This is a genomic window from Adhaeribacter pallidiroseus (assembly GCF_003340495.1).
Classification (GTDB): Bacteria; Bacteroidota; Bacteroidia; order Cytophagales; family Hymenobacteraceae; genus Adhaeribacter; species Adhaeribacter pallidiroseus.
On record NZ_QASA01000001.1, the window covers coordinates 874,871 to 897,931 of the forward strand.

Below are 23,061 nucleotides of genomic sequence, written 5' to 3' on the forward strand. Positions count from 1 at the left end.
GTGCAGAATACAAATCAGTACAAGGTAATGGTAGTGGACGATGATCCGGACATAACCGAATTGTTGCAATACAATTTAGAAAAAGAAGGCTACGAGGTAACTACCGCCGAAAACGGGAAAGAAGCTTTGGAGGTAGCTATTAAATTTAACCCGGATATTATTTTGATGGACGTAATGATGCCGGTAATGGATGGTATTTCGGCGTGCCGGCAGTTACGCGAAAAACCGGAATTCCGGGAAACGTACATCTTGTTTTTAACGGCCCGCTCCGAAGAATTCTCGGAAATTGCCGCCTTTGATGCGGGCGCCGACGATTTTATCACCAAACCCATTAAACCCCGGGCTTTAATCAGTCGTTTGGCGGCTCACGTCCGGCGCGATAACCAGGCAACCGGTGAGGAGCATAAAGTGATTCAGATTGGTAATATCCGCATCGATCGCACCAGTTTTTCGGTTTTTAAGAACGACGAAAAAATTACTCTTCCGAAAAAAGAATTTGAATTACTGTCGTTCCTGGCGGCTACGCCCAACAAAGTATTTAACCGCGAAGAGTTGTTAAATAACGTTTGGGGCACCGATGTGTATGTAATTGCCCGCACTGTAGATGTGCATATCCGGAAAGTGCGCGAAAAAATTGGCGAAGATCATATTAAAACCATTAAAGGCGTCGGGTACAAGTTTAACACCGATTAATCATTTATGGGTATTTCTTCCCGCACCATTGCTATTCTTATTTCTGTAGCGGTGGCCGTTGTTATTTTGGCGGGCTTATTCTTTGGTCCTTACCTGCCTTTCCGGACGCGGGTGTTAACATTGGCCATTGCTTTTTCGGCTTGCTTTTTACTTATTTATTTTTCTTTTGAAATCTTAATTTTTAAAGAAATCAATAACATTTACGCCGGACTCGAGCACATCAAACGCAAAGAATTCCGGAAAATGAGCAATAAGTTTTTGTTTCGGCCCGATCCTTTACAACGGATTAAGGACGAAATTTTGTTTATGGCCGAACAAAAACAAAAAGAAATAGACGAGTTAAAGCGTTTACAGGTATTGCGGCGCGAATTTTTAGCCGATGTATCCCACGAGCTGAAAACGCCGATTTTTGCGGCTCAAGGCTTTATCCACACGTTGCTGGATGGAGCCATTGATGATGAACGGGTCCGCGATAAATTTTTAAAAAAAGCCGCTAAAAGTCTGGATGGCTTAGATGCCTTGGTGCAGGATTTAATTAGTATTTCGCAACTCGAAAAGGGCGTGGTTAAAATGAATAAACGCCCCATGGATATGCTGCTGCTTTGCCGCGAAGTGTTTGATGAACTGGATTTAAAAGCCCGCACCCGGAACATTACGTTGCACCTGCAGCAAAATGGCCACCAACACATTATGGTTTACGCCGACCGTAACCGGATTAAGCAAGTATTAATTAACTTAATGGATAACGCTATTAAATACGGTAGTGAAAACGGTAATATTTGGGTAGCCTTGCTAAATGGCAAACGAAAAGTATTGGTATCGGTAACCGACGATGGTCCCGGTATTGCCAAGGAACACCAAAATCGTATTTTCGAGCGTTTCTACCGCATCGATAAGAGCCGTTCCCGCGAAAGTGGCGGCTCGGGTTTAGGTTTAGCCATTTCTAAACATATCTTAGAAGCCCACCGGTCGGCCATTCTGGTAAATAGTCAATTGGGCAAGGGTACTTCATTGCAGTTTAAATTATCAAAGCCCAAGGTTTAATTATTTTTAAAATTCTACAATCCCGGCAACTTTCTTATCCTAAAATTATTAAACTGTTTGTACAGTTCTAACTGTTACTTTTGTACTTAAAATAAATTGTAACTGAAAACGCCGTAACAAAACTTGGCTGGGTGCTGTACCCCATAGTTTGTCGGTAAAATTTAAAATATGAAGTACCCGGTTTTTAAAGACTTAATTATATTTGAGAACAACGATTATATTCTGATAAATAAACCTCCTTTTCTGGCAACGCTCGAAGACCGAGCGTTGCATACCACCAATGTTTTAAAGCTGGCCCGCCAGTATAACCCCGATGTACAAGCTTGCCACCGGCTGGATAAAGAAACTTCCGGCGCTTTGGCCTTGGCTAAAAATAACGAAGCTTACCGCCATTTATCGATGCAGTTCGAACACCGGGAGGTGGCAAAATTGTACCATGCGGTAGTTTGGGGCGTGCACCAGTTCGAGGATCAATTGGTTGACCGGTCTATTCAGCCCGGCTTAAAAGGTACGGCTAAACTGGCTTACAAAGGCAAACCCGCCGAAACGTATTTCACTACCCTCGAAAAATATACCAAACACACTTTAGTAGCCTGTAAACCTATTACGGGCCGCATGCACCAGATTCGGTTACATTTGGCTTACCTGAATGCTCCTATTGTGAGCGATTTATTGTACGGCGGCGAACACGTGTATTTATCGGAGTTAAAAAGGAAGTTTAATTTGAAAAAAGACGCCGAAGAACAGCCTTTTATTAAGCGCTTTGCTTTGCACTCCACCAAACTTGGCTTTACGTTATTAAACGGCGAATTTGTAGAAGTAAATGCTCCTTACCCGAAGGATTTTCAGGTGCTGGTTAAAACCTTGCAACAGTATGCCTGAAATGGAAAAATATAATTCTGAAATTAGAAAAGCTGCTCTTAAGGCAGCCTTTCTGGTTTTTTAGCAGACAGCTTTTCTCCTTAAATGATTTACTCAGCCAACGGTACGATTAACAGACTGCTAATCCTATGAAATTTTAAAAATTTGTCAATTTGAAAGGCAGATTGCAGGCTGGCTAAACTGTTTTTTTACGAAAAAAGAATATTTTTTTTGAAGTAATTTAAAAGTGAAAAAAATAGCTACTTTCAAAAAGAAAAGCTGGTAAAAACTTACCGGCATTCTTAGTGTTACCACTGTTATTTACCAGATTGGAAAACTCATTCGTAGTTACCGAGTTGCCCGGTCGTACTTTAATCACCGAAAGTGCTACTTACCTATATTTTAGTGGTACTTCTTATCTGGGAATGGCCCGTAATAACGCCTTGCAAGATTTGGTGCAGGCGGGCTTTGCAAATTACGGTACCAACTACTCCAGTTCCCGGCTATCGAATGTACAGTTAAAGATTTACGCTGAGGTTGAAAATTACCTGGCAACCCGGACCAAAGCAGAAGCAGCTCTAACGGTTTCGTCGGGTTTACTGGCTGGGCAGATGGTTGTAAAATCCTTGGATGGAACGGGAGCATATTTTTATAGTCCGCGGGTGCATCCGGCATTATGGCGCACTGCCACAGATTGTTACCAAGGCCATTATACAGATTGGGCCGAAAGAATAGCAACCCTAACTAGTGAAGTACCGGATTCAAACATAGTTATATTAACTAATTCGCTCGATGCCTTAACTGCCCAGGCGTATTCTTTTGCCTGGATTACGCAACTATCGGCTGCTAAAACCTACACCATTGTTATTGATGATTCGCATGGTTTTGGTTTAACCGGAGTGAACGGCACCGGAATAATAACCATGCTGCCGCCCTTGCCAGACTACGTGCAGGTTGTAGTGGTAAGTTCGTTTGGCAAAGCGTTGGGTATTCCGGGAGGAGTTATTTTGAGCAATGCTCGATTATTGGAAAATTTAAAAAAACAGGCATTTTTCGGCGGCGGATCACCGGCTATTCCGGCTTATTTAACGGCATTTATACAAGGAGAACACCTCTACCAGCTAGCCCGCCAGCGCTTACAGGAAAATATTGGCTATTTCACCAGCTTATTGCACCAGCCTGCTTTGTTTTCGTTTTTTCCCGGTTACCCCATTTTTTATACGAAGCAAAATCAACTGTATTATTTTCTCCTGGAGCAGAAAATCCTGATCTCGCATTTCTCTTATCCCACACCCACCGATTCCCCCATAACCCGGATTGTCCTTAACAGTTTGCACACCCCGGAAGACTTGAAAGAACTTGCCGGAGCTATAAATGATTATTGTTCTTCTGTTAGTTAGAAAAACAGTAAAATTTTAAATTTTTTAAAAATTCAGGTGAATTTGCGTCACGATGCGCTCCATTTCCAGTTGGATCTCTGCTGATGGCCGGGTATAGTTGTTATTCATTAAAGCAAAAATGTACGTTTTACCACTTTTACTTGTAATAAATCCACTTTGGCTATAATTGTTACTCAGCGAACCGGTTTTACCAAATACAAAAGGTATCTCGGATTGATAAAATCTTTTCAGGGTGCCGGTTTTACCCCCAATGGTTAACAACGAAAATAGCCGTTCGCGGGGCACTTCCTGGTAAATTTTTAACCACAAAGCTACCAGACTACGCGGCGTACATAAATTAAACCGCGACAAACCCGAGCCATCTACCCAATTTGGCGGATCAGGCAAATCCGTTAAGTACGTTTTCTTAACATGGTTTATAATCAGCGAAGTATTCAGAGAATCAAAAATTGTGGCTGAACAAAGAAGTAATAGATGTTCGGCAAACATGTTGTCACTTTCCTGCATCATGCGTTTGTAAAGCGTATCTACGGGGGTAACGTACAATGTGCGTGCCGTTAGCGGCAACCGTTTGTTAATTAATTTTACGGTTTTTTGTAATGTATCGCTTAACAATCTGGTAGTTAGCTCCGGCGAAAGCTTGATAGGCACATCCACTATAAAATCTTTGGTTACCCGTTTCGGGAAAAAAGTAAACTGATTTTTATCAGGTTGCCGCAGTACAATATTGTTCTTTGATTCAACTAATAGGCTGTTTTTTACTTGCTTATGAAAATACCGGGGTTGTACTTGTACCTGCGAAGAACCTAACTTACCGGTAAAACGCACAATGTTGCCGTAAACCGGTAGCGCCGCTCTTTCCGCAGAATAATAATCATTATAATCGTCCCAGGACCAACCCGGCCCCAAAGGTTCTACGGCAAAATTAGCCGCGGAGAAAAACAATTTTTCCCGTCTGGCTTTTAAAAATTGCCATACGCGGTTATTTTGTAAATCCGGGTGCAGCAGGGTAGGGTCGCCGGTTCCCCAAAAAAACAACGAATCGTGTTGCACCTGGTAGCGCAAGGCCGGAATAGAATCTTTTAAAATTTTTAAGCCGGCGAAAAAAGTTAAAATTTTAGTATTTGAGGCAGGCGTAAAATATTTATGCGCATTATGCTCCACTACCATCTTACCAGAGTCCACGTCGAACAAAGCAAAACCGGTAAAATGCTGGGCAAAAACCGGTGATTGCTCCACTTGCGCTTTTATCTGATTCCAGGTTGGATTAGCCGACGCGGTTGGTATTGCCGCTTTAGGGGCAGAAGTAGCTACGGGCTTAGTTGTTTGGCAAGCACCTGTTAAAAGCAATAAGAAAAATAGACAGTGAGATACAACATAAAATGAGGATGATTTAAGGTTATGTAAATTAAATATAAGTTGTATCATGAAAGTTTTGGAATGCAAGTGTAAGCGCGAAGTAAAAGCATTATGCTTTAAATTAGCTGAAAATTTAAAAAAACAGCCTAAAGCTGAGTGCCTAGCACCTTATTTTTAAATTTTTAGGAAGCTATACTCTAATTATGGTGGTAAATTATGACCAGTATAAACTTCTCATCTAGTACCTCAACTTTACAGCATAAGCTGTATATTGGCTCGTATTCTGTAAGTCTTACCGGATTGCCCGTATATGGTTTTAAATTACCTCTGGATTGCTTTTTTTCTTATTGCCTTTGCGATTGCCCTTTTTAAATTAATTTTTTTCCAGGATACGGAAATTTTTGCCGCTTTGGTAACCAGCATGTTCGATATGGCCAAAACCGGTTTCGAAATTTCGCTGGGTTTAACGGGCGTCATGACTTTATTTTTGGGCTTGATGAAAATAGGCGAAAATGCCGGCGTAATTGCCATCTTTGCCCGCCTGGTAGGTCCATTCTTTAACCGGCTTTTTCCGGATTTACCGAAAAATCACCCGGTGTTCGGTTCCATTCTCATGAACTTTTCGGCGACTATGCTGGGTCTGGATAATGCGGCTACTCCCTTAGGCCTCAAAGCCATGAAGGAATTGCAGGAGTTAAACTCGGTAAAAGATACGGCCAGCAACCCGCAGATTATGTTTCTGGTGCTAAACACCGCCGGATTAACGATTATTCCTATTAGCGTAATGGTGTTCCGGGCGCAAATGGGCGCTAAAGATCCCTCCGATATTTTTTTACCTGCGCTAATTACTACTTTTTTGGGTGCCTTAATTGGGTTGATTACGGTGGCCATTTACCAACGCATTAATTTATTCGATAAAGTTATTTTTGCTTACATCGGTACCATCAGCTTTTTTCTGGGCGCGCTTATTTATTACTTCTCTACCATCCCGCAGGAGCAAATTGCAATAATCTCGCGGGTAGCCAGTAATTTAATCTTGTTCGGGCTGTTCGTGGCTTTTATAACGCTGGCGTTAATTAGAAAAATAAACGTGTACGATGCTTTTATTGAAGGCGCCAAGGAAGGGTTTCAGGTGGCCATTAATATTATTCCGTATTTGGTTGCTATTCTGGTGGCCATCGGCGTTTTCCGGGCTTCGGGCGCTTTGGATATGCTGGTAAACGGCATAGCCTGGATTTTTGCGCAGCTTGGCTTTAACACCGAATTTGTGCCCGCTTTGCCCGTAGCTTTTATGAAACCCCTCAGCGGCAGCGGCGCCCGCGGCCTGATGCTGGACGTTATGAAAACCTATGGCGCCGATTCCTTTGTAGGCCGGGTAGCCTGCACCATTCAAGGAGGCACCGAAACTACTTTTTATATCCTGGCGGTTTATTTTGGTTCAGTAGGAATCCGGAAAACCCGTTACGCTGCCGCATGCGGATTACTGGCCGATTTGGCCGGCGTTATAATTGCCATTTTAATGAGCTACTTGTTTTTTCATTAAAGAATAGGAGAAAATGCCAATAATCCAACTGCAAACAAATATTCAAGCACCAAAAGAGGTTTGTTTTAATCTGTCACGCAGCATTGACTTACACATTAAATCAACAGAACATACGAGGGAAAAAGCTGTTGCTGGCAGAACCAGCGGCCTTATAGAATTAAATGAGACGGTGACCTGGAGAGCTAAACACTTATGCGTCTGGCAAAATTTAACCACTAAAATTACCGAGTTTAAATACCCGGAATATTTTGTAGATGAAATGGTTGCCGGTGCATTTCGTTTCTTTCGGCACGAACACTATTTTGAAACGGCTGATGAAGGTACAATAATGAAAGATATATTCCATTTTGAATCACCTTTAAGTATTCTTGGAAGGCTGGCGAATACTTTGTTTCTAACTCGCTACATGCATAATTTGTTGATAAAGCGCAATCAGGTAATAAAAGAAACTGCTGAAAGCCAATTACCATAATATTTAAAAAAGGGGTATTTCCGGTACTAATAGAAAAATGACTTTTTACGAAATTGTAGGAACAGTAACCGGAGTGGCGGGCGTGTGGTTGGCGGCACGGGAAAATATCTGGACCTGGCCGATGGGCATGCTCAGTACCCTTATGTTAATATACGTGTGTTACGATGCCCGTTTGTACGCCGATGTGGGGTTAAATATTTTTTACTTTATTACCAGTGGCTACGGGTGGTACGCCTGGCTTTATGCCAACCCGGATAATACCCGCGAAGAGTTGCCGGTTACCCGTACCCAGCCGTTGCAATGGCTAAGTTTGCTGGCTTTTTCCTTATTTTTTACCGGAGCTTTGGGCTACTTTTTAACCCATTTCACGAATGCCGATCTTTCGTACACCGATTCAGCTACTACTGGGATAAGTTTGGCCGGTTACTGGATGATGGCGCGCAAAAAATTAGAAAATTGGCTGGTATGGCTCCTCGTGGATTCGGTTTACGTGGGCATTTATCTGTACAAAGAACTTTACTTGCTAGCCGGTTTATATTTTGTATTTCTGATTTTGGCTACCGATGGTTATATAAAATGGCGGCGGGCCTTTCGAGTGGCCCAGCCTGCCTGATTAACTATTTTGTTCGATACGGCCATCTAATAAATTCAAAATTCGGGTGCCGTAGGTCGCATTTTTTTCGGAGTGCGTTACCTGAATAATGGTGGTACCTTCCTGGTTTAACCGTTTAAAAAGCTCCATTATTTCTTCGCCTTGCCGCGAGTTTAAATTACCGGTAGGTTCATCGGCTAAAATTAGTTTGGGTGTGGCTACTACGGCCCGGGCAATACCCACCAACTGCTGCTGCCCACCCGAAAGCTGGTGCGGAAACAAATCTTTTTTACCCACAATTTGAAAACGGTCCAGAATATCGGCTACCAGCGATTTGCGCTCCGACGATTTCATGTTTTTGTATAACAGCGGCGTTTCGATGTTTTCGTACACCGTTAACTCATCGATAAGGTGATAACTCTGAAAAACAAAACCAATAAAATTTTTATGCAGCTCGCTTTTCTCCGAATCTTTAATTTTATGCACCGGTTTGTCCAGGAAAAAATATTCGCCGTCGGAGGGTTGCTCCAGTAACCCGATAATATTTAGCAAAGTAGATTTGCCCGACCCGGATGGACCCATAATAGAAATAAATTCGCCTTCCTGTACTTCTAAATTGATGTGCCGAAGCACGTACGCACGGGAAAAACCGGAAGTGTAATACTTTTCAATATTGCGTAAGGATATCATAATTGGCGTTAGTTTTAGCGGGTCTTAAGGTACAGATATTTTTGAAATGTATTAATACTAAAAGAAGAAGGCAGCCTATAAATTAGAAAGTTCTGCCTCTTACCGTAATTCCTCTAAATTAAACCAGTTTAGAAGCATTTTTTAAATTTTTTAATTTTACGAAGCCTAATATGCCGCAATGCAGCATAATAAACTTTTACTGCGTCGCTACTAGGCGCCTATCAAAAGGAAGAATTTAGTTTTGGAGTAAATATTAAAAGAAAACGAAGGGTGAATATCAAACAGCGCCGTTATACTTCCTAATCAGCCATTCGACGGTTATAAAAGCCAGCAGAATAAAGAAAAGCCATTTTTGATTAATTAACTCCTGAATGTTCTCCGAAGAGTAAATCACGTTTTTAAAGTCGGCTTTTAAAATATCTTTTTCCAGCTGATCAATTTGATGGGGATAATATACCCGGGAATCGGATTTTTGAGCAGCCTGGTGCAATAAGTTTAAATCGGCTAAAGAGGCTACGGCTTCCAGTTGCACATCTTGTACTACAAACTCACCGCGGTCGCGGTACAAACGGCCATCGTGGGTAGCGGAGCCTTCGTATTTATATACGCCACCGGGTAAATTGCCAATGTTTAAACCCGAAAAGCCTTCGCCGTTTTCGAAAGAAAAAGACCGCACTTTGTTTTTCTCGTCGGTTAACTTTAACGTTATTTTTTGCCCGTAAATTTTCTCGTAAATAGAATTATAAGTTTCAGCTTCAAAGCGGATGTCGTCGTGCACCAAATATTCATCTTGCACCGGGTATACATTCAGGCGTTTCTTATCGCTGGCCGAAGTTAAAAGCTGGGCGGTGCTCACGATGATTTTATCGAAAACATCTGGTTTGTCGTAATTAGCGGCTTCGGTTAAACGCCACTGCCAGGAGCCATCGGCCAGAAGAGTAGCCGAGCGCGTTTCGCCGGAAACTTGCGCAATCAGTAAAGGACGGGTAGTTTTTAATTTTCCAATTTGCTGCGACAAAATTACTTCGGCGTTTGGCGCTAGCTTAATATCAGCAAAAGGAGCTTCAGCCGGCGGGTATTTAGAAAGTCGTTCCGGAGCCGAGGCATCAACCTTAAATTTAGTAAAACTCACATTAAATACCGGCACTACTTCATCTACCTGGTTGCTTTTGCGGGTAATGGCTAACCCGGCATTTTGGTGGTTAAAGCCCGCTAAATCGCTTTGAGCTCCTATAATGTAAAAAGCCGGTACTTTCTGTTGTTTGATTAATGCTAAAACTTCGTTACCGGTACCTAACCGGGAAGGTAATTGGTGCAAGATTACTAAATCGTATTTAGTAGCAGCCTTTAACGGAAAAACGCCCGGAATATAAAGTTCGGTTTGAAAATTCTCGTTGGTTTCAATGGCGCTTTTAATGGCTTTAATATCGGGGTGTGGGGTTGCTGCGGCCAGCAAAATTTTTAATTTTCCTTTTACAATATCCAAATAAGCGTGCTTCAGGTTATTAAGTTTGGTGAACTCACCGTTTTTGGCTTCCAGTACAACTTCGTAATGTTTTTTACCAGGTTGGGCCGCTGTTACTGCAAATTCTACGTTGGCGGGTTTATCAGTAAGTTTAACTGTTTTCCGCTCTAACGTTTTGTTATTTTCGCGCAGCAGCACGGTGGCGGTTTGGCCCGTAAAGCCTTGGTTACTAACTTCAGCAATTATAGGAAAGCGGTTGCCGCTATAGGCTACTTTATTATACGATAAAGCCGGAATACTTAAATCTTTCTTTGGAATGGTATCGCCCACTGCCACCGGAAACAACCGAAAATTATAATCCGAAAAAGCAGGAGACTTGCCTTGATTTATGATCCCATCTGATAGTAACACCACCCCAGCCAGGTTACGGCTTTCGTATTCTTCCTGCACCCCGGATAGCAGTTGATCCAGGTTGGTAGCCGGTGCGGTAAAAGCCAGTTTGGCTAAATTATCGTTGGTGTTAGAGCGACCACTTAACGTACGAACCGCAATTTGCAAATCTTTATCGCCTAAGGAGGCTTTTAACTGATCTAAACGATCGAGTAAAGAATTGAGTAGAGTAGGTTGGGTAAATAGTTTAACCGATTCTGAGTTATCAATGGCCAGCACCAAAGTTGGTTTCTGAGTTGTATTGGTGATAGCCCGCACAAAAGGTCCCAGCAGCAAAAATGTTAGAAAAGAGACTACTACAAACCTAAGTCCCGCCAGTAAATAATTTATGGATTTTGGCCAGGTAGCTGTTTTTGAATACAACAGCCAAGCATAAATCGCCCCCAGTAGCAGGCAAACAACAATAAGCCAGGGCGAATAGGTTAGCGAAAGTTTAAATTGATTCAAAATTTGGTTGTTAGTTATTCGTGGCTCGTTGCATGCTACCAACGAGTAGGTCTATTTATTATCTTAAACGCAGAAAATTAGTTTTAATTGATAATAAACCTTGAAATTAGGTAGTAAGATAAAAAATAAATTTTATCTCCAGCAACAAATCCCCAATAACTAACAACCAAATAAGTATAAACCTAGGTCAGTAAACCGCCATCTACCTGCAATACTTGTCCGGTAATGTAGGCCGATTGGTCGGAGCCCAGGAAAACAGCGCAATTAGCAACCTCTTCGGGGGAGCCGCCACGTTTAAGCGGGATTGCTTTTTTCCATTCTTCTATCACCGCTACCCCAAGTTCGCCCGTCATTTCGGTTTCAATAAAACCGGGAGCAATGGCGTTGCAGCGAATATTGCGAGAGCCCAGTTCCAGCGCTACCGATTTAGTAAATCCAATTATTCCCGCTTTAGAAGCCGCGTAGTTAGCTTGGCCCGCATTGCCTTTAATTCCTACTACGGAGGTCATGTTTATAATAGAACCATACTTTTGGCGCATCATTACCTTTGTGGCTGCCTTGGTAAGATTGAAAACCGATTTTAAATTCACGTTTAACACCGAATCCCATTGTTCTTCGGTCATGCGCATGAGTAAACCATCCTTGGTAATACCGGCATTGTTAATCAATATATCCAGGCGGCCAAAATCAGCTACTACATTATCAATCAGTTTTTCAGCTTCGGTAAAAACCGAGGCGTCGGAGCGATAGCCTTTTACTTTGGCGCCGCTGGCAGCTAACTCCTGTTCCAGCGCTTGTCCTTTTTCTACGCTGGATAAATAGGTAAATGCCACTTGAGCACCCATTTCGGTAAATTTTTGAGCAATAGCGCGGCCAATACCTTTAGAGGCACCTGTAATCAAAGCTGTTTTTCCTTCCAGTAATTTCATAGTAAATCATTTGCCATTAAAACGTCGGTAAGAAATGAGTAAATGCTTACTCATGGTTTTCAATAGTGTTTTAAAGATTAAAGGGGTTATTACTTAAACTTAACTTTATTTCTGGCTACTCACAGAAACTAAAATGCAAATTAAAGCAAATCTAATTAATTGTTTGCATCCGAATTAAAAAGCGACCGAATGGCAATAGCTCCTTAGCAGAATATGCAAAGACAAATTTTTTTAAATAAACTATGATAACTACACTTAATTTAACCTTATCGTGAGGCAAAACTCTAATGAAACAAGGTGTTTATCTGGTAAGACAGTGCTACGCATTCTGGTACTTTATTGGTAATGCGGAAATGCTGCTTAAGAGCTTTTTTGCTGTTTAAACTGCTCTTATAGGTTCGGATTTCGTTTGCTGGTTACTAAAATTTTAAATTTATAAAGATAAGTATTGCCTTTATTTGTTGAAACCTCATATTTTAATAAATAGGACAAAATGCTAGAACGATAAAGTTTAGATTTGTTGTATCAGAATTATAAATATAAAAATATATGGAATCAAAGTTTTACACAATCACAAAAGAAGCTGAATACGACGCGATGGATGAGCGATTAAACTTATTAGCGGAGGCCTTAGTTAATGTACACCCAGGTGCTAATTTTTTAAACATAAAATCCCGGAAAAACCCCAAAAGAGAAGTTCTGCAATTTTTGAAACGCTTTAAATAATTAAAAAGCCCCTTCTTAGGGCATTTTAATTATTTGTTTTTTTTCTGAAAACAGTCTTATTGCATGCTTAAACCGGAAAAAAGCTAATTATACTTATTGCATACAGTTTTTCAGAAGCAATTAAAGTCAAATATAAAAATTTTAAGTTTTGTAAATAGTTTAAAATCAGGTTAATTAATAACTAAAATATTAGTGTGCTTATTTGGCAAAATTAAATAGGATAATAATAATGGCGAAATATTGTTTCAGTCTGGAGTTTAATTGTATATATAAGTTAATTAAAGCTATTTGCTGTTTTAGTTTCTAAAGATTAGATGTAACTAATTTAGAAACTAGGTACAAGTCCAGACTAATCAATTTTATTTGCCGTTACAATTTGTTTTCACCCGCTGTTTGCCTAGAGGAAGAGGCTACTTTATTCTATTAAATTACCAAACTAGAACTAGAATTTTCTTTCGATTACAACCATTCATTAATTTTTAACTTCTTTTTCTCGCTACACCTCTAATAGGTTGGTATAAATACGTGGTTAAGCCGTATGGGCGTAAGGCTTTCTTTTATATTTCGTTGTATTTCCTACGTTTTCCTGCTTTTATTCTTCCTCGTTGCTTTATCCATTCGTACACTGCCCGTACTGCCCCTGCTACAAAAATGAGCGTTAAAGGCCATTGCAACCATTCCATAATATAGTCTATTTAATTTTGGTGGTTGTGGATATTTAAGCAAAAATTTGGTAGCTTATTAGTCTGCCATTTTCTTGTTAATTTCTTATTAGTAGTTGTTTTACCGCTTACTTGTTTGGATAAGTAGGTGTTGAAGAAAAATAAAATTCTACTAAGAATACTTATGTTCCCCTTTGTTAACAATTTGCCTCGTTCTATAACCGAGTTATTAACTTGTATGGAATAATCCAGTTGGTAATTGGTTGAGTTCATTATGAAAATTCGATGTTAATATTATATATTATATATATAATATTGTGCCATTTTTCAATAAACCTAAATAGATACTTTTTAGAACAAACCAAAACTTCTTGCATCAAGGAGCTAGCAGGCCTATAAATGGGTAGCCGATAACTAGCATTAGAATGGAAAAACTGATCAAATACGCATAAGAATGGTAATTGAGTTTATAAAGCAGGTTTGTAGAATTGACTTTTACTGACATTGATTTAAAGTGCTGTGGGATGTCGTGCTGTGATTAGTGATAAATAAAATTGTTAAATAATGGCTAAAAGGGTAATAATAGGCAATTTGTGCATTTGATTTTACTTTAAAGTACAATTTTACCTACATAATTTATTTTGATGATATATGATTTAATTTGTATTTTTGCATTGTCATTCAGGTTTTAATAATTAGTTATGAAGAAACTTTTACAATTTATTTCTCTTTCACTAGCATTTACTTTAGCTTTCTCATCTCACATTATAGCTCAAGTAAGGCCAAATACCTTTATTTTGAATGGGGATGTTTTGATGGAGAATAAGTATAAAATTAATGCAGGTAATGAGCAATGTTTAGCCGCTCTTAAAGTACTTATCTCCTCTGCAGGCCCTTCGCTTACCAGAATCCCTACTTCGGTGGTTACAAAATCCCTTACTCCGCCTAGTGGAGATAAAAATGATTATACCAGCTTAGCTCCTTATTGGTGGCCGAACCCTAATACTTCTAATAAATTACCTTATATCCGGAAGGATGGGCAGCCAAACCCGGAAGCAAATGCTATAAAAGATAATACTTATTTACGGGACCTCTGTAAGGATATTCGTTTGTTGGGACTTTGTTATTACTTTACCAATGATGAAAAATATGCTCAGAAGGCAGCCGAATTATTAAAAGTATTTTTCCTGAACAGCGCTACTCGTATGAATCCTCACTTAAAATATGCCCAGATGATTAGAGGAGACAATAAAGTATATGGCACCGGTACGATTGATACCGAACAATTACCTGAGTTACTGGATGGGGTACAGTTACTAGCGGGTTCTAGCTCCTGGACTTCTGATAACCAAGCAGCTCTACAAGGTTGGTTCAGTCAATACTTAAACTGGCTGATAACAAGTGCGGGCGGTATAGAAGCGAGTTTGGCTCCAAACAATATTGGCACCTATTATAATCTTCAGATTGTGACCTACGCTCTTTTTGTCGGTAACAGAACATTGGCAAAATCATTACTAGAAACGCAGGCTTACAATCGTCTGGATGCCCAATTAAAGGTAACCGGAGAACAAATTTACGAGCTAGCCCGAACTAAGTCTTGGACTTACTGCAATAAAAACTTAAAAGGATGGTTTAATCTAGCGAGTGTAGCCGAGAGTGCAGGAATTAACTTGTGGGAGTATACTTCGCCTAGTGGTAAGAGCTTAAAAAAAGCATTTCAGTGGATGGTGCCTTATGGTGCTAAAATAAAGCCTTGGTCTTTCGATCAGATAGGAGAATTTAAGGAAGAATACTTTACTCCGGCAGCCAGAACAGGTTCTGCTATTTACAAAGATTTAAATTTAGAGTCAGTTCTTTCTAGTGACCACGCTCGTTTTATGGCGGGCTCTTATTCAGAAATGTTAACCTCTCGTTACTACTAAAAATAAGTAATGTTTCTGAAGGAAAAAATTCTTTAGAATCTTATAATCCAATAGATGAATCATTAAAAAATGTTTTTATGCTCAACTATTGCAGTATTGCTTCCTCTCTTCCATAGTCTTTAATAAAGTTAAAAGGGTTACCGTTAGTAACCCTTTTAACTTTATTAAAGACTATCTTGGTTTTAAATTTTTTGAAATCTAAGAGGTTGTTTATTAATATTTAAAGCACTATAAACCAAATGCGCCGTATTTGTTTAGTTTTTTTATCATTTACAATAGCGCTTCCGATAATCTCCAGCCTTAGGAACTCCTAATTCTTCCGCTTTAGCCCAATCCCGGCAGGCATCCTGATTTTGCTTTAAAGTTATATTAATCAGGGCACGGTTAAAATATGCTTCGGGCAAGTTACTGTTGTAGTTTAACGCTTTATTGTAGTCTTCCAGCGCTTCGCGATAAGCTTTTACCCGGAAACGGGCGTTCGCTCTATTCTGATAAGCAACAGCATAATCTGGTTTATACAAAATAGCACGGTTATAATCGTTTACTGCACCAGCATGGTCTTTTAATTTGGCCTTACAAATTCCGCGATTATTGTAGGCATTGGCATACTCGTTATTTAACGTAATTGCTTGATTGTAATCCTGAATAGCTTCTTTTAATTTATCTAATTTCATTTGAATATCACCTCGGTATTTAAAAGACTCTGAATCATATTTATTTAAGATTATAGCTTGATTTAAGTCCAGTAAAGCATTCTGATAATCATTTAATTCGTAATAGGCAATTCCTCGCCGCTTGTAGGCAGTGGCGTAATTAGATTTTTTTTCAATAACCTTTGTCCATTCTGTTATGGCTCCTGAATAATCTTGTTTTTGAAATTTAACTGCTGCTTGCCGGGAATGATATTTATAGTTACGCGGCGAACAGGCCGTTAATAAAACTAAAGCTAAAAAAGTAATTAAAATGTACTTCATAAATATTGTAAAGAAATCAATATAAATCGTTAGTTGGACTAAATACTACAGGCTTATGTAAAAAGGAAATTTTCGTGCCAGCGATTTTTAAAATAAAACACCATAGTAATTAATTTCACTCAAATTGTACGTACTATATTTAATCAATATTAGTTTCTTTAAATATAAGGTTTTTTCTATAAAATTTACATTTATTCAGATTGTAGAGTCTAAATATCTGTTTGGGAAATACAGATTATAGCCTAACTTTGCGCCACTTAATCAGAAACATAATTCCAAAAAAATGGCATCAGCATACGATTTGATAGTGATTGGCAGCGGACCGGGTGGTTACGTAGCCGCTATCCGTGCTTCGCAACTTGGCCTGAAAGTAGGTGTAGTAGAAAAAGCAGAATTAGGAGGAATTTGCTTAAACTGGGGTTGTATTCCCACCAAAGCTTTATTAAAAAGTGCCCAGGTTTTTGAATATATTAAACATGCTCAGGATTACGGTATTAAAGTTGGCGATGCTTCCGCTGATTTTGCCGCTGTAGTTGCCCGCAGCCGCGGCGTAGCTAATGGCATGAGCAAAGGCATTCAGTTTTTATTCCGGAAAAATAAAATAGATCATATTGCCGGCACGGGAAAATTACTCGGCAACAAAAAAGTAGAAGTTACGGCTGCCGATAATAAAAAAGAAACGTACGAAGCGGCGCACATAATACTGGCTACTGGTGCCCGTTCGCGCGAATTGCCTAACTTACCCATTGACGGAAAGAAGATTGTGGGCTACCGCCAGGCGATGGTTCTGGAAAAACAACCTAAATCGATGGTTGTAGTGGGTTCTGGGGCGATAGGAGTAGAGTTTGCTTATTTCTACAATGCTATGGGCACCAAAGTAACCATTGTAGAGTACATGCCCAACGTAGTGCCCGTAGAAGACGAAGAAGTGTCGAAACAACTCGAAAAGTCTTTTAAAAAATCGGGCATTGATATATTAACCAACTCTTCGGTAGAAGCGGTAGATACCAGTGGCGAAGGTTGTGTCGTAAAAATCAAAACCCAGAAAGGCGAAGAAACCATTACTTGCGATGTAGTATTATCGGCGGTGGGCGTAGCTACAAACCTGGAAGGCATTGGTTTGGAAGAAACCGGCGTTAAAGTAGAAAAAGGCCGGGTAGTAGTGGATGAATATTACCGGACCAATGTGCCGGGCATTTACGCCATTGGCGATATTGTAATGGGGCCCGCTTTGGCGCACGTGGCTTCGGCCGAAGGCATTATTTGCGTAGAGAATATAACGGGTCATCATCCGGAACCGCTGAATTATAAAAACCTGCCTGGTTGTACTTATTGCGCTCCCGAAATTGCCTCGGTGGGCTTAACCGAAAAGCAAGCCCGCGAACAAGGTATTGATATTAAAGTAGGTAAATTCCCGTTCTCTGCTTCGGGTAAAGCCAGTGCTGGCGGTGTAAAAGATGGCTTCGTAAAAGTGATTTTTGACGCCAAATACGGCGAATGGCTGGGTGCCCACATGATTGGGGCGAACGTAACCGAAATGATTGCCGAAGTAGTAGTAGCCCGCAAACTGGAAACTACTGGTCACGAAATTATAAAATCGGTGCACCCGCACCCTACCATGTCTGAAGCTATTATGGAAGCCGCCGCTGCCGCTTACGACGAGGTAATTCATTTATAAATTAAAGGTTGTAAGTTACAGATTTAATGTTATTTAAAAAGCCGGAGGAGTAATCTTCCGGCTTTTTAAATAACATTAAATCTGCTTTAAAATTTAAAAATTTGGTTAACAGATAATACTTACATAATCAATTCTGTAATCGTAGGTTTATTAGGAAGTAGGCAAATACTAGATTCCAAGGTTTTACTGCTTTACTCATCCCGGTTGAAACAAAAGCGCACTTTGGTGCATTCTTAAATTTTCAATATTTGTAAGATTTGTCCAAATAAAGACTACAGCCGGATTTAAATTTAATTGTCCGGATATAGTAAGTACTTCTTTCGGAGTTGTTTGTAATTACTTAAGCCTGGCTCCCAGCTTTTCCGGATATCTGCCTCAGACACACCGGCTATGATTTGCTTTCGCAATTGCGTAGTACCAGCCAGCTTGTCAAAGTTGCCCATTTGCTTGCTTTGGGTAAAATCAAAAAACTTTTCTTTCTCCGGGTAGGCTTGATAAAGCTCCATTAACCATTTTAAGTTTACTTGTTTGTTTTTGCGAAGCAGGCCGGTATCGTAATTACGTAAATCCAAGCCGTAACAATCCTGGTTTTGGTGCAAAGGCGTTTCGGACATGCCCGGAATACTCACCGGCCGAAACGAAAATGGGAATTTACCTTTTAAAGCGGGCGCTCCCAAAACCGTAAAAGGCATTTGAGTGCCCCGGCCCTGGCTGATAATAGTACCTTCGAATAAACACAAACTGGGGTAGAGCAGGATAGATTGTGGCGTATTTAAATTAGGCGATGGTTTTACGGGTAGCTCATAAGGCATAGCGTGGGTGTAATTGGCAATTTTAATAATTTTAAGTTTACACTTTGCCTTACCTTCGATGTAACCTTCACCATTTAAAAATTGCGCAAATTCCCCAATAGTTAAGCCGTGCGTAATCGGAATCCGGTGCTTACCAATGCCCGACCGTAAGGAGTCTTCCAAAATGGGTCCATCAACAAAGTAACCGTTAGGGTTAGGCCGGTCCAGAATAACCAGTTCTTTGTTGTTCTCGGCGCAGGCCTCCATCACGTACTCCAGGGTATTGATATTGGTGTAAAACCGGCAACCTACATCCTGAATATCAAAAATTAGCACGTCAATATCGCTTAAATGTTCTTTGGTAGGTTTAGCTGTTTTACCGTATAAAGAAATAATGGGTAAGTTGGTTTTGGCATCCACTTCATCTTGTACTTTAGCGCCGTTACTAGCATTGCCCCGGAAACCATGTTCCGGCCCAAATACTTTTTTTAAGTTAATGCCCAAGGCCAGTAAACTGTCGGCGGTAGCTTGTTTCCCGATAACAGACGTGGGATTAGCCACCAGTCCCACCCGCTTGCCACGTAAATAGGAAATATACTTATCCGTTTGGTCGGCGCCGGTAATGGGTTTAGCTGCTGTTTGAGGTACGATAGGTTTTGCGGTAGGAGTGGCCGTTTGGCGGCAAGTGATAGAGGCCGTCAGGAAAAAGACCAATAAGATCAAGCCGCTGAAGAATATTTTGTTTACTTTCATTTTTACAATTTTAACCAAAGCCGTTTTAAAAACAATACCAGAAATTTACCCAGGTTTACCAGCGAAGGTAAAGAAATTTATTTTTTAATTTCATGCACTTTTAAGCCTACTTGCTCTTATTCAAAAATAGGCAGACCGGTTTAATAAGGAAGAAGTTTATTTTATAGAAATTTTAATTTTTTGCTCCGGAGCAAAGTTATTCCGGTTTATTTGGGCTTCCGGATGATGTGCTTTTTAGTAAATATTTAAAAAAACAGCCAGAGCCGGCGAAGTGGCTAGCCCGTTTGTTATTTAGACCCAGCCACTTTTTAAATAAATTATACGCAAACTTTACATGATAAATACCGCTAAAATACCGTTGGCCGAACGCATGCGTCCGCATTCCCTGGAGCAGTTTGCCGGTCAGCAACACTTAGTAGGACCTAACGGCGTATTACGCCGTTACCTGGAATCCGGCATGATTCCGTCGATGATTTTGTGGGGACCGCCGGGCGTGGGTAAAACCACCCTGGCCAACATTATTGCTTCGCAGTTAAAGCAACCTTTTGTAGCCTTAAGCGCCATAAACTCCGGCGTAAAAGATATCCGGGAAGTAATTGACCACGCCAAAAAGCGCCCCGGTACGGTTTTGTTCATCGACGAAATTCACCGGTTCAATAAATCGCAGCAGGATGCTTTGCTGGGCGCCGTAGAAAAAGGAATTATAACGCTGATTGGGGCTACCACCGAAAATCCGTCTTTCGAGGTTATTTCGGCTTTACTTTCCCGGGCGCAGGTTTATATTTTAAAATCACTGGGTAAAGACGAGTTAATTGAGCTCATAAACAAAGCGATTCAGGAAGACGAATACCTGCAAAAGAAAAATATTACGGTAGAGCAGTACGAGGCCTTACTTACTATTTCGGGTGGCGATGCCCGAAAACTGCTGAACTTGCTCGATATTGTGGTGGAAGCTTCGCCTGGAACAGACGTAATTATTACGGATGAAAAAGTTAAAGAAATCGCGCAGCAAAACATTGTGTTGTACGATAAATCCGGCGAAAACCATTACGATATTATTTCGGCTTTTATAAAATCCATGCGCGGCTCCGACCCGAATGCAGCGCTTTACTGGTTGGCCCGCATGATTGAAGGCGGCGAAGATCCTAAGTTTATTGCCCGGCGCATGCTCATTCTGGCTTCCGAAGATATTGGCAATGCCAACCCCAATGCTTTATTAATGGCCAATGCCTGTTTTCAGTCGGTAAACGTTATTGGTTACCCCGAGAGCAGCATTATTTTGTCGCAAACAGCGGTTTTTCTGGCTACTTCGCCCAAAAGTAATTCGACGTATACGGCTATTTGGGCGGCGCAGGAACACGTCCGGAAAAACGGTGCTTTGCCGGTACCTTTGCATCTGCGCAATGCGCCCACTAAACTCATGCAGGAAATTGGGTACGGCGAAAGTTATAAATACGCCCACGATTACGCCCACAACTTTGTGGCCCAGGACTTTTTACCCGACGAAATAAAAGGCAAGGTTTTCTACGAACCTGGTAATAACCCACGCGAAAACGAAACCCGCAAAATTTTGCATAACATGTGGGGCGATAAATACAAGTATTAAAAGGCGGTTGCCCAGCAAAAATTTAAAAAAATTCGGGTTTTGCTTCCTCCGGAATATTATAAGACTAAAACTACTATTTTCGTTAAACTATTAGTAGCTTGAGCCGGTATTGCTACCGGCAGACATGCTGCCGTTAAATATAAATTATCATGGTACAGTTTCTAAAATACACCTTAGCCACCATTGTGGGCTTATTTTTATTTTTCTTCTTATTTTTTCTCATCATTATCGGTATTGCGGCTTCTTCTGCTTCCGGCGACGAAGTCACTATTAGCAAAAATTCGGTATTGGAGTTAAAACTCGATCAGCCGATTACCGAACGGCAAGCGAAAGATCCTTTCGAGGATTTAGGATTACCCTTGGGCGGTTTTGGCTCGGGCGGTTACGGCCTCGACGAAATTAAAGCTTCCATCCGCAAAGCGAAAAGCGACAAGAACATCAAAGGCATTTTCCTGAATGTAGAAATGGTTGATGCCGGCATGGCTACCTTGGAAGAAATCCGGAAAGAATTAATTGACTTTAAGCAATCCAAAAAGTTTGTGGTGGCTTATAACGATATCTGCTCCGAAAAAGCTTATTACTTAGTTTCGGTGGCCGATAAAATGTATGTCAATCCGCAGGGAGCTTTTGAGTTAAATGGTTTAAGCGCCGAAACCATGTTTTTTAAAAATATGCTCGAAAAGCTGAATATTGATGTAAACATTTTTAAAGTAGGTGAATTTAAAAGCGCCGTTGAACCCCTGTTCCTCGATAAAATGAGCGAGCCCAACCGGTTACAGGTTACTTCTTTTTTAAATTCTTTAAATAATTATTACCTGCAAAATGTAGCCAAATCCCGGAACAAGTCGGTAGCCGAACTAAAGAATATTTCGGACTCGATGCTGGTGCACAGCCCCGAAGATGCTTTAAAATTTGGCTTAATTACCAACGTAGGCTACTACGACGAAGCCCTGGATTACATGAAAAAGCGGTCGGGTTTAGACGCAGATTCTAAAATGATATTGGTTTCTTTAAAAAAATACCGCAAAGTAGCCGGTACCGCCGAAGGAGATTATTCTAAAAACCGCATTGCCGTAATTTACGCCGCCGGCGATATTGTAAACGGCGAAGGCGACGACGAATCGATTGGTGGAACCAAGTTTGCCAGCGAAATTAGAAAAGCCCGGAAAGACAAAGCCGTAAAAGCCATTGTATTACGTATTAATTCGCCGGGCGGTAGCGCCATGGCTTCGGATGTAATCTGGCGGGAAGTCATGCTGGCCCGGAAAGAAAAACCGGTTATTGCCTCCATGTCGGATTACGCGGCGTCGGGTGGTTATTACATGGCGATGGCTTGCGATACCATTGTGGCCCAACCCAATACCATTACCGGTAGCATTGGGGTTTTTGGTGTTGTTCCTAACTTCCAAGGTTTCTTAAACGACAAATTAGGCATTACCCTGGACCGGGTAAAAACCGGCAAATTCTCGGATCTGCCCACGGTAACCCGCCAAATGACCGATTTTGAAAAACGCATTGTGCAACGCGAAGTAGAAAAAATTTATACCGATTTTACTTCTAAAGCCGCTAAAGGTCGCGATATGCCCTTAGCTCAGCTCCAAAAAATTGCTTCCGGTCGGGTTTGGTCGGGCATCGAAGCCAAAGAACGGGGCCTGGTGGATGTATTAGGTGGCTTGGATGAAGCCGTTAAAATTGCTGCGGCTCGGGCCAATTTAAAAAATGACTACCGCCTGAAAAAGTTACCGGCGCAGCGTTCTTTCCTGGATGATTTTATGGGTGAAGCCACTAAAGAAGTAAAAACCCGCAGCATCCGCGCCGAACTAGGTGAGTTATATCCGTACTTTGAGCAACTGCAAAAAGTATCGCGCCTGCAAGGCATTCAGGCCCGCTTGCCTTTTGAATTGAAAGTGCAATAATTATTGGCTAATAGGTTAGATTGCTGAATTGTTATTTTTTTAAATTATGTAATAATAACCATCCAGCTTTTTAAACTTGTAACCTGCA

At 40.8% G+C, this 23,061-nt stretch carries 18 protein-coding genes; 12 read left to right on the forward strand and 6 right to left on the reverse strand.

Annotated elements, in window-relative coordinates; genetic code table 11:
* From AHMF7616_RS03270 to AHMF7616_RS03285, 4 genes are all read left to right on the forward strand, one after another.
* Window positions 1-693, forward strand: a complete 693-nt coding sequence (locus tag AHMF7616_RS03270; protein WP_233507307.1) for a response regulator transcription factor — start codon at window positions 1-3, stop codon at window positions 691-693.
* A 6-nt stretch (window positions 694-699) separates the two neighbouring features.
* Window positions 700-1,737, forward strand: coding sequence for a sensor histidine kinase (locus tag AHMF7616_RS03275; protein ID WP_115371582.1), 1,038 nt, complete (start codon window positions 700-702; stop codon window positions 1,735-1,737).
* Window positions 1,738-1,905: 168 nt separating this feature from the next.
* Complete coding sequence (locus tag AHMF7616_RS03280; RefSeq protein WP_115371583.1) at window positions 1,906-2,619, forward strand: RluA family pseudouridine synthase; 714 nt, start codon at window positions 1,906-1,908, stop codon at window positions 2,617-2,619.
* A 308-nt stretch (window positions 2,620-2,927) separates the two neighbouring features.
* Window positions 2,928-3,998 carry an aminotransferase class I/II-fold pyridoxal phosphate-dependent enzyme gene (locus tag AHMF7616_RS03285; RefSeq protein ID WP_115371584.1) on the forward strand — a complete coding sequence of 357 codons (1,071 nt, stop codon included), beginning with the start codon at window positions 2,928-2,930 and terminating at the stop codon, window positions 3,996-3,998.
* A 24-nt stretch (window positions 3,999-4,022) separates the two neighbouring features.
* On the opposite strand, the gene AHMF7616_RS03290 is transcribed toward AHMF7616_RS03285, so the two are convergent.
* Window positions 4,023-5,348: a D-alanyl-D-alanine carboxypeptidase/D-alanyl-D-alanine-endopeptidase gene (locus AHMF7616_RS03290; RefSeq protein ID WP_158546086.1), complete on the reverse strand. Its 1,326-nt coding sequence runs from the start codon at window positions 5,346-5,348 to the stop codon at window positions 4,023-4,025.
* Window positions 5,349-5,667: 319 nt separating this feature from the next.
* Between AHMF7616_RS03290 and AHMF7616_RS03295 the strand changes: the two genes are divergently transcribed.
* From AHMF7616_RS03295 to pnuC, 3 genes are read left to right on the forward strand one after another with little or no spacing between them, the layout of a single operon-like run.
* Window positions 5,668-6,900 carry a nucleoside recognition domain-containing protein gene (locus AHMF7616_RS03295; RefSeq protein ID WP_115371586.1) on the forward strand — a complete coding sequence of 411 codons (1,233 nt, stop codon included), beginning with the start codon at window positions 5,668-5,670 and terminating at the stop codon, window positions 6,898-6,900.
* 13 nt (window positions 6,901-6,913) lie between these two features.
* The gene (locus tag AHMF7616_RS03300) at window positions 6,914-7,372 is read left to right on the forward strand and encodes an SRPBCC family protein (protein ID WP_115371587.1); all 459 of its coding nucleotides are present in this window, start codon (window positions 6,914-6,916) and stop codon (window positions 7,370-7,372) included.
* A gap of 37 nt (window positions 7,373-7,409) precedes the next feature.
* Entirely contained in the window at window positions 7,410-7,985 is a 576-nt protein-coding gene (gene pnuC / locus AHMF7616_RS03305; RefSeq protein ID WP_115371588.1) for a nicotinamide riboside transporter PnuC, read from the forward strand.
* On the opposite strand, the gene AHMF7616_RS03310 is transcribed toward pnuC, so the two are convergent.
* The 3 genes from AHMF7616_RS03310 to fabG all read right to left on the reverse strand — a co-directional run bounded on the left by AHMF7616_RS03310 (window position 7,986) and on the right by fabG (window position 11,945).
* Complete coding sequence (locus tag AHMF7616_RS03310; protein ID WP_115371589.1) at window positions 7,986-8,654, reverse strand: ABC transporter ATP-binding protein; 669 nt, start codon at window positions 8,652-8,654, stop codon at window positions 7,986-7,988.
* Between the two features lie 277 nt (window positions 8,655-8,931).
* On the reverse strand, window positions 8,932-11,016 hold the full coding sequence (locus AHMF7616_RS03315; RefSeq protein WP_115375441.1) for a VWA domain-containing protein: 2,085 nt from the start codon (window positions 11,014-11,016) through the stop codon (window positions 8,932-8,934).
* Between the two features lie 182 nt (window positions 11,017-11,198).
* The gene (gene fabG / locus AHMF7616_RS03320) at window positions 11,199-11,945 is read right to left on the reverse strand and encodes a 3-oxoacyl-[acyl-carrier-protein] reductase (RefSeq protein WP_115371590.1); all 747 of its coding nucleotides are present in this window, start codon (window positions 11,943-11,945) and stop codon (window positions 11,199-11,201) included.
* Window positions 11,946-12,494: 549 nt separating this feature from the next.
* Here fabG and AHMF7616_RS26300 point away from each other — a divergent pair.
* On the forward strand, window positions 12,495-12,671 hold the full coding sequence (locus tag AHMF7616_RS26300; RefSeq protein WP_158546087.1) for a hypothetical protein: 177 nt from the start codon (window positions 12,495-12,497) through the stop codon (window positions 12,669-12,671).
* Between the two features lie 1,363 nt (window positions 12,672-14,034).
* Entirely contained in the window at window positions 14,035-15,255 is a 1,221-nt protein-coding gene (locus AHMF7616_RS03325; protein WP_115371591.1) for an alginate lyase family protein, read from the forward strand.
* Between the two features lie 266 nt (window positions 15,256-15,521).
* On the opposite strand, the gene AHMF7616_RS03330 is transcribed toward AHMF7616_RS03325, so the two are convergent.
* The gene (locus tag AHMF7616_RS03330) at window positions 15,522-16,229 is read right to left on the reverse strand and encodes a tetratricopeptide repeat protein (protein ID WP_115371592.1); all 708 of its coding nucleotides are present in this window, start codon (window positions 16,227-16,229) and stop codon (window positions 15,522-15,524) included.
* Between the two features lie 283 nt (window positions 16,230-16,512).
* On the opposite strand from AHMF7616_RS03330, the gene lpdA reads away from it, so the two are divergent.
* Window positions 16,513-17,907 carry a dihydrolipoyl dehydrogenase gene (gene lpdA / locus AHMF7616_RS03335; RefSeq protein WP_115371593.1) on the forward strand — a complete coding sequence of 465 codons (1,395 nt, stop codon included), beginning with the start codon at window positions 16,513-16,515 and terminating at the stop codon, window positions 17,905-17,907.
* A gap of 290 nt (window positions 17,908-18,197) precedes the next feature.
* Here the strand turns inward: lpdA and AHMF7616_RS03340 are convergent, their stop codons facing one another.
* Window positions 18,198-19,451 carry an exo-beta-N-acetylmuramidase NamZ family protein gene (locus AHMF7616_RS03340; RefSeq protein ID WP_115375442.1) on the reverse strand — a complete coding sequence of 418 codons (1,254 nt, stop codon included), beginning with the start codon at window positions 19,449-19,451 and terminating at the stop codon, window positions 18,198-18,200.
* Window positions 19,452-19,785: 334 nt separating this feature from the next.
* Between AHMF7616_RS03340 and AHMF7616_RS03345 the strand changes: the two genes are divergently transcribed.
* Window positions 19,786-21,057, forward strand: a complete 1,272-nt coding sequence (locus AHMF7616_RS03345) for a replication-associated recombination protein A (protein ID WP_199474073.1) — start codon at window positions 19,786-19,788, stop codon at window positions 21,055-21,057.
* A gap of 149 nt (window positions 21,058-21,206) precedes the next feature.
* Window positions 21,207-22,973 (forward strand): signal peptide peptidase SppA, encoded by a 1,767-nt coding sequence (gene sppA / locus AHMF7616_RS03350; protein ID WP_115371594.1) that lies wholly within the window; start codon window positions 21,207-21,209, stop codon window positions 22,971-22,973.
* Window positions 22,974-23,061 lie beyond the last annotated feature (88 nt).